Consider the following 11,493-nt stretch of genomic DNA (forward strand, 5'->3'; position numbering starts at 1 on the left):
CGCCTGCTCCCCTTGCCGCTGGGGGCGGCGCGCAGTAGGCCAGGCAGGTGCGCTCCACGCCGCTCCACCCCGTCGCCCGGCTGCCTGAAGAGTGGTCGGCCTCGCTGGCTGCCCGCGGAGAGCGGTCGTTCACGGCGAAGCAGGTATTCCAGTGGATCCATCGCCGCGGCGTCCTCGATCCGGCCGCGATGACGAACCTCCCGGCGCGGCTGCGCGAGCACCTCGCCGCGGAGGGGCTGGGCGAGGTGCTGACGCCCGAGCGGGTTCATCGCTCCGAGGACGGCACGCGCAAGCTGCTCCTGCGCCTCCGCGACGGCGCGACCATCGAGTCCGTCCTGCTCCCGTCGGTGTCGGGCCCCGGCTCGCAGGCGCAGCTCGACGCCGACGCGGCGGCGGCTGACGACGAGGACGACGATGCGGCCGCGGAGGCGGGCGCCGCGCCGCGCGTCCGCGTCACCCAGTGCATCTCGACGCAGGTCGGCTGCGCCATGGGGTGCGGCTTCTGCGCGAGCGGCGTGGCGGGGCTCAAGCGCCACCTCGGGGCCGAGGAGATCGCGGGCCAGGTGCTCCTCGGGCGGGCGATGCTCGAGGAGGGCGAGGAGCTCCGCAACGTCGTGTACATGGGCATGGGCGAGCCGCTCCACAACTACGAAGCGACCGCTCGCTCGCTGCGTCTGCTCACGCACCCGGAAGGGATCAACCTCTCGACGCGGCGGGTCACTGTGTCCACGTCGGGCCTCGTGCCCGAGATCGCACGGCTCGGAGCGGATTTTGGCGGGCAGATCGCGCTGGCGATCTCGCTGCACGCCGCGGACGACGAGACGCGCTCGGCGCTGATGCCCATCAACCGCAAGCACCCGCTCGACGAGCTGCTCGCGGCGCTGCGCGCTTACCCGCTGCCGCGGCGTCGGCGCATCACCATCGAATACACGCTCGTCGCCGGGCAGAACGACGATCCCGCCGAGGCGCGGCGGCTGGCGAAGCTCCTGCGCGGGCTCCCGGTGAAGATCAACCTCATCCCGATGAACCCGATCGAGGCCTCCTCGCTGGGTCCGCCGGCCCAGGAGCGCGTGGCGGCGTTCCAGGAGGTGCTCACCCAGGCGGGATACTCCTGCTTCGTTCGCCGCCGGCGCGGAGATGACGTCTCGGCGGCCTGCGGGCAGCTCGTGCTGCTCGGGGCCAAGCCGAAGGTGCGGCGGGCGCTCGGCTGAGCACGCCCGCTCGCCTCCCGGGAGCGCGCGGGCGAGCGCCGCCTGCAGCGGGCGTCTTGACGCGCCGCCGCGCGGGGGCGTAGCTGTCGGCCGTGTTGAAGAAGATCCTCGTCGCCAACCGTGGAGAGATCGCCTGCCGCGTCCTCCGGACCTGCAAACGGCTCGGGATCGCGACGGTCGCCGTGTACTCCGACGCGGACGCGAGCGCGCCGCACGTCGCGATGGCCGACGAGGCGGTGCGCATCGGGCCGCCGCCGGTCCGGGACAGCTACCTGGTCATCCATGCGATCGTCGAGGCGGCCCGCGCGACGGGCGCCGACGGCATCCACCCGGGGTACGGCCTGCTCAGCGAGAACCAGGCCTTCGCCGAGGCCGTCGTCGAGGCCGGCGTCACGTTCATCGGCCCGCCGCCCGCGGTGCTCCACGCCTTCGGCGACAAGATCCTCGCGCGGGATCACGCGCGCGGGGCCGGCGTGTTCCCGCCGCCGGGCACGGGCGGTCCGGTCGACCCCGCCGACGTCGAGGCCGCCCAGCGCGCCGCCGAGAGCATCGGCTTTCCGCTGCTCGTCAAGGCCGCGGGCGGCGGCGGCGGCATCGGCATGCAGGTCGTCACCGATCCAGGCAAGCTGTCGCGCGCCCTCACCGCGTGCTCCGACCGCGGCCGCGCGGCGTTCGGGGATCCGCGCGTGTACATGGAGCGGTACATCGAGCGCCCGCGCCACATCGAGGTGCAGGTGCTCTGCGACGGGCAGGGCGGCGCCGTCGCGCTCGGCGAGCGCGAGTGCAGCGCGCAGCGCCGGCACCAGAAGATCGTCGAGGAGACCCCGTCGCCGGCCGCGTTCTTCCAGGGAGCGGCGGGCGAGCTCCGCCGGAAGGAGCTCCACGACAGCGCCCTCCGGGTCGTGACGGCCGCCGGCTACGTCGGCGCGGGTACCGTCGAGTTCGTCGCGGCGGAGAGCGGCGAGCTCTTCTTCCTGGAGGTCAACGCGCGGCTCCAGGTCGAGCACTGCGTCACGGAGATGTGCACCGGGCTCGACCTTGTCGAGCACCAGATCCGCATCGCGTCGGGCGAGCCGCTCGCGCCGGAGGTCCGGGGCCACACCTGCCGCGGCCACGCCGTCGAGGCGCGCCTCTACGCGGAGGATCCGGCGAAGAAGTTCGCCCCCCAGCCCGGTCGCATCACCGCGCTCCGCTGGCCGGCCGCCGGCGACGACCTGCGGATCGAGACCGGCGTCGCCGAGGGGCTCGAGGTGACGCCGTTCTACGACCCGCTGCTCGCCAAGATCGTCGCCCACGGCCCGACGCGCGACGAGGCGATCGCTCGCCTCGACCGGGCGCTCGCCGAGACGACGATCGAGCTCACCGGTCCGGCCGGGCCCGCCGCGACCAACCTCGCATTCCTCCGCCAGATCCTGCAGGACGGCGATTTCCGCGGCGGGCAGTACGACACGCGCTTCGCCGAGGCGCTCGCCGCCGGCAAGAAGGTGGGCTGACGCTCGGCCGAGCGGGCTGAGCGGGCCGGGAGCCGCCGGCTACGTCGGCGCCGGGCCGGGCGGGCGCCGGGCCGGGCGGGTTACAGCGCGGCGGTCGCCGCCCGCGCCGCCGCCGCGCCGAATCGCGCGCTCGTGGTGCAAACCACGGCCGGCATGAACTAAATATCAGGCGTGAGCCACGACTTCGTCCTCGAGCCCGCCGAACGCTGGCTTGCCCACGACCCCGATCCGGAGACCCAGAGCGAGCTGCGCCGGCTCATCGACGCGGCCAGGGCGGGCGAGGACGGCGTCCGCGCCGAGCTCGCCGAGCGCTTCGCCGGCCCGCTGGAGTTCGGCACCGCGGGCATCCGCGGCGTCCTCGGCGCCGGCGAGAGCCGGATGAACCGCGCCGTCATCCTCCGCACGACCGCGGGGCTCGCCCGTCACCTCCTCGAAGCGATCGGCGACAAGGCGCGGAGCGCGGGCGTCGTCATCGGCTACGACGGCCGCCGGATGAGCCGAGAGTTCGCGGAGGACACCGCCTGCGCCCTCGCCGCCGCGGGCATCCCGAGCCACCTCTCGCCCGTCCCCTGCCCCACGCCCGTCGCGGCGTTCGCGGTCGGCCACCTCGGCGCGGCCGCGGGCGTGATGGTGACGGCGAGCCACAACCCGCCCGAGTACAACGGCTTCAAGGTGTACTGGGACAACGGCGCGCAGATCATCCCACCCCACGACACCAGCATCGCGACGGCGATCGACGCCTCGCCGCCGGCGGATGAGGTCCCCCGCATGCCCCTCGACGAGGCGAGGAGGCTCGGGCTGGTGCGCGACTTCCCCGAGGAGCTGGAGCGGAGCTACCTCGGCGCGATCCGCGGCCTCGCGGTGCGGAGCGACGGGGATCGCGACCTCTGCATCGTCTACACGCCGCTTCACGGCGTCGGCAATCGCCTGGTCCGCCAGGCGCTCGGCGAAGCCGGCTTCACGCGCGTGGCGAGCGTGCCCGAGCAGGCCGAGCCGGACGGCGCGTTCCCCACGGTCGCGTTCCCGAACCCCGAGGAGAAGGGCGCCATGGACCTGGCGTTCGCCCTCGCGAAGCGGGAGGGCGCCGACCTCGTCCTCGCCAACGATCCCGACGTCGACCGGCTCGCCGTGGCGGTGAGGCGCCCTGACGGCGAGTACGTGCAGCTCACGGGCAACCAGGTCGGCGTGCTCCTCGGCCATTACCTGCTCACCGAGGGGCGCGCGCAGGGCGCGGACGAGCGCCGGCTCGTGCTGGCCTCCTGCGTCTCGACCCCGATGCTCGGCGTCATCGCCGCGGCGCTCGGGGTTCACTACGAGGAGACCCTGACCGGGTTCAAGTGGATCGCCAACCGGGCGATGGACATCGAGCGCTCGACCGGGGCCCGCTTCGTGTTCGGCTTCGAGGAGGCGCTCGGCTACACCGTCGGCCCGGTCGTGCGCGACAAGGACGGCATCAGCGCCGCGGCGCTGGTCGCCGAGCTCGCGGCGGTGCGCAAGGCCGAGGGCAGGACCCTGCTCGACGAGCTCCAGGCGATCACCCGCAAGTACGGCCTCTACATGAGCGGGCAGCGCTCTTACACCCTGCGCGGCGTCGACGGCCTCGAGAAGATCGCGGCGATCATGGACGCGCTGAGGAAGAGGCCGCCGGCCGCGATCGGCGGCGTCCCCGTGGTGGCGTGGCGCGATTTCGAGGCGCGCACGCGCACCACGAGCGACGGCCTCGTCGAGCCGCTCGTGCTGCCTCCGAGCAACGTGCTCGTGTACGAGCTCGACGACGGGAGCCGGCTCATCGCCCGCCCGAGCGGGACGGAGCCGAAGATCAAGTTCTACTTCGACGTGCGCGAGGAGGTCGCCGCGGACGAGCCGCTGGGCGACGCCGAGGCCCGCGCCGCGGTGCGGCTCGACGCCCTGGCCCTGGCGTTCTCGGGCCTCGCCGGCATCGGCTGAGGGGGAGCGGCCCCGTCAGCCGCCCGGGCTGCGGAAGGCGGCGCGGCCCACGAAGAACGGGCCCATCTGGCTGATGAACTCCGAGGTCTGGCGGGTCTTCCGCATCGTCTGCACGATGTGGGAGAGCGGGTGGAGCTCCTTGCCGACGAGCCCGATCACGAACTCGTTGTCGCGGGCGTCGAGGCCGTGGCACGCGAGGCGGATGTCGTGGGCGAGGTCCTGGGCGCCGTAGGCCCTGCCGATGGTGCCGTGCTCGCGCAGGATGCTCCCTTGCTCGCGCCCCTCGAGCTTGGAGAACGCGCCGCTGCGGCGCAGCGGATACCACACCGCCCACGGCCAGGCGGGGTTCAAGACGGTCTCCGCCGGGCGCCGGAGCAGCCAGAAGTCGAGCTCCTGCTCGTAGCCGGTCGAGTACGTGCGCCCCAGCATGGTGAAATCGGGGCGAAGCTCCAGGGCCCGGAGCTCGCTGCGGTTGAGCGCCGGGCGGACGGTCTGGACGAAGACGGCGGGGTCCTCCGCCCACGTGAGCACGGCGATCCCGCGCGGATCGTTGATGTCCTCGTAGACGACCGCGCCGACGCGCTGCGACGCGAGCGCCTGGCCGGCTGCGCGGGTCAGCTCCGCCGGATCGGCGTCGCCGGGGCAACGGAACACGAGCAGCTGCATGAACAGCCGGCCGTCGATGACCTGCGGCCGGCCGTCGCGCGGCGCCCCCCGCTCGGCGACGTCGATGTGCGGCAGCTCGGGCTCCGCGTGGCCGGCGGCGGGCCGGCCCGTGGTGGGTTCGCTCATGGGCGTAGGGGTACCGAGGTTCGCGGAGGACGGCAACTGCCAGGCGCACCACCTCCGCGGGCGACGCGCAGCCCCCGCCGCGAGCGCCCGTCGCCGCTGCGAGCCCCCGTCACCGCGACGAGCGCCCGTCGACGGGCGCGACGACCGACGAGCGACGAGCGCCGCACGAAATCACGTAATGCGCATCACACCATTGCGCGCGCTGACGTCTGCGGCGGTCGCCGGGGGTCTGGCGTCTCGGGTCGAAAGGAGAGCTGGACAACCGGCGTGATCTTGCGCGGGGCCACGTCGGCTCGTGTCGTACGGCTGCTCCCACGTAATCATCTCTTGCCATCGAGCCCGACTCACGCTCCCCTGCAAGGTACAACCACGACTCCTGGAGTTGCCCCGACGATGTGCTCCCGGGCAGGGTTTCCCGCCCGAGGGTACGTGCGCCGCCCCCCCGATCGGGCTCAGCTTCGCCGGGGCCTTCCCGCCGTAGGTTCGCCGCGATGAAGACGCACGAGACGAAGACCAAGACCTCGATCCCCGCCGGAAGATGCAAAGGAACGTTGCTGGTCAACCTCCGGTCGTTCGTCACGACGACCCGCGACGCCGGTTCATGGGAGCGCCTGGTGACGTCGCTGCCCAAGTCAGACCGGGACGTACTCTCTCAGCCGCTGCTCGCGAGCAGCTGGTATCCGATCGGCGTCTGGAACCGCGCCTTGCGAACGCACGCGCGCACTGCGAGCGACCAAACCGCTGAGCTCAAGCGGTTTGCCCGCTACGTCGCGGATCGCGACCTCAATACGGTGTTGAAGTTCGCGCTCTCGATCGCCATGCCCGACACGATCGTCGCCCGGACTGGAATGTTCTGGTCGCGCTACTTCGACGCCGGGAAGGTCTTCCCGCGCATGGTGAAGCCGCGGGAGTGGGTGCTGACCATCACAGGCCCGACCGGGGACGACGAGGGGCCCTCCGCGATGAACTGCGGAGAAGGCGTCTGCGGCTGGGTCGAGCAGGCGCTCCTCCTGTGCGGTGCATCCACCCCCAAAGTAACCCACCAGCGGTGCCGGTTCCGCGGCGCGACGGAGTGCCTCTCCGAGGTCGTATGGTGAGCGACCTGAGCGAGATCGGCCCTCTTGTCGTTGCGGCGGCGCCCTCGTTTGTCTATTGACTTGCTCCTTCACCTTGATCCAGACTGGATGCAGGCAGGACACATGTACACGAAGCCTCCCATGGTGAGGTCCTCGCGCTGCCCCTCTCGTCCTTCGTGCTCGGGGTCAGCATCGTGCCTGCTGTGCGGATTGTCTCCTGACGGCCGCTGACCGGTCAGCCTTCGGGGGTTCGGTGGGGTAGAGGCCGGCGGGCAGCCACGAGGCGGATTGACCCAGCAACCCAACAGGTAATTTCATGCTGTCACCTCGCTCGCAGCGGCATAAGGAAGTCAAGGACAGCCTACAGGCGACGCCGCACCCGGTCTGGGTCGAGGACATGCTCGAATCTCTGGCCGACCAGTGGAAGGCCGCGGTCTACACGCCGCCGATCGCGCAGACGATGACGGCGCCGGTCGATCAGGAGATGTGGAAGGGGCTCCTCCGTGAGTTCTTCTGCGTGGTCGAGGCGTTCCCGAAGTACATGGGGCTCAGCCTCGCCAAGACGACCTATGGCCAGACGCCGCGCGACTCCCTGGTGCGCGACTGGCTCATCGGCAACATCCGGGTCGAGGCGCTGCACGTGCGCTGGTACCTCGACTGGGCGGCGTGGCACGGGCACAGCACCTCGGACATCACGAGCCACCGCCCGAGCCCGGAGATCGCGTCGCTCTTCGAGTGGCTCTGGTCGGTGTCCTACCGCGGCTCCCTCGCGGAGGCGGTCGGCGCGGTGAACTATGCGATCGAGGGGGTCATCGGCGAGTGTTCTCGCGTGGTGCTGCCGGGCTTTACGAAGCTCTATGGCGAGGGGAGCAAGTCGCTGACGTGGCTCGCCGCGCATGCGAACTACGATGATGCCCACCCGCGCGAGGCGCTCGAGATCGTGAAGCTCGCGACCACCTCCGCCGAGGAGATCCGCCGGGTGCATTCGAGCATCTCCCGCTCGCTCGAGCTGTTCGAGAAGGCGTTCAGGGCCTGCAGCGTCCCGCACCGCGGCGGCAGCTGACGCGGCCACCTCCTGCCAGCGCCGCGCACGACCGGCGCCGAGCCCCAGCGGAGATACGGGCTCTCCGAAGAACCCTCAAAGAACACAAGGCGAACGCCCCGCGGTGCCGGCGCGTGACGGCATCAGAAACCGCCGCGATTCCTCCCCTACGGCACCAAGCAGCACGCGAGAAACGGACCTGCTCGAAGCGAGAGACCTCGGAGATGCCAAGATCGCCAGTCGGCATTCTCCCCTTCTCTCAACCTCTTCGCCATTCGACTCATTGACCAGCGCGGCCCCCACCGCGAACCCCCAGCCAGTCCCTCCCCCTGCTGCGGTCCCCCCCGCCCCCTGCTGCCGTTTCCCCCGGCCCCGCTGTCCGCCGGGGCAGAGCGGCGGTCTCTCGCACAGGAGACGGGCCCAGATCGACGTTTTCGGCGCGCAAGCGCACTCCTGTGCGCTGAGCACCGAAAACGTCGAGGTGGGCCCGTATCCGAAGCGAGTGACCGCCGCTCTAGCGGCCGTAGACGGCTTTGCGGACCTTTTTCTTGAGATCGTCGAGCACGAAGGGCTTCGTGATGTAATGGCGTGCGCCCGCCTGGATGCCGGCGATGACGTCCATCGGATCTGACTTGGCGGTCAGGAAGATGATGGGCACCCGGCGCATCGGCTCGTGCTCGCGGAGCCGCTTCGTCATGCTCACGCCGTCGAGCTTCGGCATCATGATGTCCACGATCACCAGATCGGGCAGCGGCTCTTGCTGGGCCAGCGCGAGCCCATCGACCCCGTTCGTCGCGACCACGGTGTCGAACTCGTCGCCGAGGAACCGGGCGATCATCGCCGCCGTGTCCTGCTCGTCTTCCACCACCAGGATTCTCTTCTTCGTCGCGGTCACCATCGGCGCCGGGAAAGATAGCGCGGAGCGGACGATGCGGGCGGTGTGCCGGAATTTTTTTCCGAAGAACGTTGGCAACACATCGATTTTATTCACCGACAGCGCAAGCGCCGTCTGCGCCGGTAGCGCTCAGCGAGGAGGGCGTCCGGCGCCGACGCAGGGGCTTCGCCCGGAGCAGGGCTGTCTCAGGCGCATCGCGCGGCGTCCGAGGATCAGGTCGCGCCGGCGGCCGCGCGCTCGAGGAGCGAGGCGAGGCGATCGAGCGGCATCGGCTCCACGAACGTGCTGCCGATGTCCCGCATCAGCACCGTCCGGACCGACGAGCCCCGGCGCTTCTTGTCGAGCGACAGGAAGCGCAGCGCGGCGGAGACCGGCTCGTCCTCGATCCGGGTGGGCAGACCGAGCCGCGCGAGCAGGCGGGTCGCCCGGTCGGCCGCCGCGCGGTCGGTCACGCCGAGCGCGCATCCGACGCGGAATATGGCCACCATGCCGAGCGCCACCGCCTCGCCGTGCGCCAGCCGGACGAACCCCCCCTCGGCCTCTAGGGCGTGCCCCAGCGTGTGACCGAGGTTCAGGAGGGCGCGGTCGCCCGACTCGCGCTCATCGCGGGCGACGATGGCCGCCTTCACGGCGATCGAGCGGCGGATGATCTCGGCGAGCAGGCCGGGGTCGCGCGCGAGGACGCGGTCGGCCTCGCGCTCGAGCAGCGTGAGCAGCTCCGGATCGCCGATGCAGGCCGATTTCACCACCTCCGCGAGCCCGCTCCGGTAAGCGCGGTCGGTCTCGGTCGCGAGCGCCGCCGGGCTCGCGACGACCGCGGACGGCTGGTGGAACGTCCCGACGGCGTTCTTCGCGGGCCCGAGGTCGACCCCGGTCTTGCCGCCGACCGAGGCGTCGACCATCGAGAGGAGCGTGGTCGGCGCCGCGACCCAGCGGACGCCCCGCAGCAGCGTGGACGCGGCGAAGCCGCCGATGTCGGTCACCACACCCCCGCCGTGCGCGAGCACCACCGCGCCGCGATCGGCGCCGCCGTCGATCATCGCCGTCAGCGCCGCCTCGACGGCCGCGAGCCGCTTGTGCTCCTCGCCGGGCTTGAGCACCGTGACGGCCGCGGCCGGCGTCCCCTGCGCCGCGAGCGCGCCGAGCAGCGGCGCGCCCCAGAGGCGGCTCACGTTCTCGTCCGTGACGACGAAGACGGACGTCGGCGCCAGCGCGGCGATGGCGTCCGCCGTGGACGCCGCCCCGTCGGAGGCGATGCGCACCGCGTAGCTCTTGTCGCTGAGCGGCACGAAGAGCGGGCGATCCGCGTAGGCGCGGAGGACCCGCGCCGCGACGTCCGCGGGGGAGACGCCGTCGGTCACGACGCGCGCGTGGGCCTCGGCATAGACGGGGGCGCGCGCGGCCAGGAGCTCCCGGATGCGCGCCTCGCGATCCGGCGCGCCGTCGAGGAGCGGGCGGTTGCCGTTCGGCGTGCGCGCGGCGATCGTGCGCGGGGTGGCGGTGAGCGCGACGACGCAGCCGCGCTCGAGCGCCTCGGCGCGGAGCGCGGGATCGACCAGGGCGCCGCCGCCGAGAGCGATGATGCGCGGGCCGCGCGCCGCCAGGAGCCGGCGCAGGGTCGCCGCCTCCAGCGCGCGGAAGCCAGCCTCGCCGCGCTTCGCGAAGAGCGACGGGACGCTCTCGCCGGCCTCCTCGACGATGGCGTCGTCGAGATCGAGGAACGGGAGCCCCGTGCGCGCGGCGGCGATGCGGCCCACGGTGGACTTGCCTGCCCCCATGAAGCCGGTGAGCAGGAGCGGAGGTGCGTCGGAAAGGAATTCCATGGCCTTCAGTAAGAGCGGACCTGCTGGAGGTAGCTGTCGACGTTGCGCGAGAGCTCCGTGAGGCTGTCGCCGCCGAATTTCTCGAGCAGGGCGGCGGCGAGCGTGATCGCCACCATCGCCTCGCCGACGACCGAGGCGGCCGCGACGGCGCAGACGTCGCTGCGCTCGAAGGCGGCGTCGAACTGCTCCTTGGTGCGCACGTCGACCGACGGGAGCGCGCGCTTGAGCGTCGCGATCGGCTTCATGGCGGCGCGGCAGATGAGCGGCATGCCGTTCGTGATGCCGCCCTCGAGGCCGCCGGCGCGGTTCGACGGGCGGGTGAACGCGTGCGCCCCCTGATCGTAGGCGATGGGGTCGTGCACCTCGGAGCCCGAGATGCGCGCGGCCTCGAAGCCGATGCCGATCTCGACGCCCTTGATCGCCTGGATGCTCATCAGCGCCTGCGCGAGCCGTCCGTCGAGCTTGCGGTCCCACTGCACGTGGCTCCCGAGCCCGGGCGGCAGGCCCGTGGCGATCACCTCGAAGACGCCGCCGAGCGTGTCGCCCCGGTGCGCGGCCTCGCGAATGGCGTCGCGCATCGCCTGCGCGGCAACGGCGTCGACGCACGCGAGATCCGAGGCGCGGGCGCGCTCCCGGAGCTCGGTGAGCGGGAGCTCACCCCCGCCCGAGGCGGCGGAGGTCGGCGACGCCACCGGGCCGATCGACAGGACATGGGCGAAGACCTCGACGCCGACGGACCGGAGGAGCTTGCGGCAAACGCCGCCCACCGCGACCCGCGCCGCGGTCTCGCGCGCGCTCGCCCGCTCGAGCACGTCGCGCAGGTCCCGCCGGGCGTACTTCAGGCCGCCGGCCAGATCCGCGTGGCCAGGGCGCGGGCGGGTCAGCGCCTCGGGCGGCTCGGGGAACGGCTCGGGGCCCATCCGCCCGGCCCAGCTCGCGTGATCGCGGTTCTCGATCACCATGGCGATGGGGCCGCCGAGCGTCTCGCCGCCGCGCACGCCGGCGACGAGGCGGACGCGATCGGTCTCGATCTTCATCCGCCCGCCGCGCCCATAGCCGCGCTGGCGACGCGCCAGATCCTCGTCGATGTCCTCCGCGAGGAGCGGCATGCCCGCCGGAATACCCTCGACGGTCGCCACGAGCTCCGGCCCGTGCGACTCGCCGGCCGAAAGCCACCTGAGCTGCGTCATCGTGTGGAAAACCTCCTCCGCGCC

Annotated in this window: 9 protein-coding genes; 5 read left to right on the forward strand and 4 right to left on the reverse strand. The window is 72.2% G+C overall.

The genetic code is table 11. The features are described 5' to 3' along the window. The first annotated feature begins 47 nt into the window (after positions 1-47). From rlmN to WME95_RS26915, 3 genes are all read left to right on the forward strand, one after another. Positions 48-1,211 carry a 23S rRNA (adenine(2503)-C(2))-methyltransferase RlmN gene (gene rlmN / locus WME95_RS26905; protein WP_437902245.1) on the forward strand — a complete coding sequence of 388 codons (1,164 nt, stop codon included), beginning with the start codon at positions 48-50 and terminating at the stop codon, positions 1,209-1,211. 92 nt (positions 1,212-1,303) lie between these two features. Continuing rightward, positions 1,304-2,704: an acetyl-CoA carboxylase biotin carboxylase subunit gene (locus WME95_RS26910; protein WP_437902246.1), complete on the forward strand. Its 1,401-nt coding sequence runs from the start codon at positions 1,304-1,306 to the stop codon at positions 2,702-2,704. A gap of 171 nt (positions 2,705-2,875) precedes the next feature. Then, the gene (locus tag WME95_RS26915; RefSeq protein ID WP_437541083.1) at positions 2,876-4,651 is read left to right on the forward strand and encodes a phospho-sugar mutase; all 1,776 of its coding nucleotides are present in this window, start codon (positions 2,876-2,878) and stop codon (positions 4,649-4,651) included. Positions 4,652-4,666: 15 nt separating this feature from the next. Here WME95_RS26915 and WME95_RS26920 read toward each other — a convergent pair whose 3' ends face one another. Then, positions 4,667-5,443 (reverse strand): chlorite dismutase family protein, encoded by a 777-nt coding sequence (locus WME95_RS26920; RefSeq protein ID WP_437902247.1) that lies wholly within the window; start codon positions 5,441-5,443, stop codon positions 4,667-4,669. Positions 5,444-5,934: 491 nt separating this feature from the next. Between WME95_RS26920 and WME95_RS26925 the strand changes: the two genes are divergently transcribed. Both WME95_RS26925 and WME95_RS26930 read left to right on the forward strand, forming a co-directional pair. Beyond that, the gene (locus tag WME95_RS26925; protein WP_437541087.1) at positions 5,935-6,540 is read left to right on the forward strand and encodes a hypothetical protein; all 606 of its coding nucleotides are present in this window, start codon (positions 5,935-5,937) and stop codon (positions 6,538-6,540) included. Positions 6,541-6,835: 295 nt separating this feature from the next. Next, entirely contained in the window at positions 6,836-7,582 is a 747-nt protein-coding gene (locus WME95_RS26930; RefSeq protein ID WP_437541089.1) for a TenA family transcriptional regulator, read from the forward strand. A gap of 493 nt (positions 7,583-8,075) precedes the next feature. On the opposite strand, the gene WME95_RS26935 is transcribed toward WME95_RS26930, so the two are convergent. The 3 genes from WME95_RS26935 to aroC form a co-directional block, all read right to left on the reverse strand. Then, positions 8,076-8,537, reverse strand: coding sequence for a response regulator transcription factor (locus WME95_RS26935; RefSeq protein ID WP_437902248.1), 462 nt, complete (start codon positions 8,535-8,537; stop codon positions 8,076-8,078). A 131-nt stretch (positions 8,538-8,668) separates the two neighbouring features. Beyond that, entirely contained in the window at positions 8,669-10,279 is a 1,611-nt protein-coding gene (aroB, locus tag WME95_RS26940) for a 3-dehydroquinate synthase (RefSeq protein WP_437902249.1), read from the reverse strand. Between the two features lie 5 nt (positions 10,280-10,284). Continuing rightward, positions 10,285-11,469 carry a chorismate synthase gene (aroC, locus tag WME95_RS26945; RefSeq protein WP_012237475.1) on the reverse strand — a complete coding sequence of 395 codons (1,185 nt, stop codon included), beginning with the start codon at positions 11,467-11,469 and terminating at the stop codon, positions 10,285-10,287. Between the last annotated feature and the right edge of the window lie 24 nt (positions 11,470-11,493).

Source organism: Sorangium sp. So ce327, from assembly GCF_051530205.1.
GTDB classification, from domain to species: domain Bacteria; phylum Myxococcota_A; class Polyangia; order Polyangiales; family Polyangiaceae; genus Sorangium; species Sorangium cellulosum_B.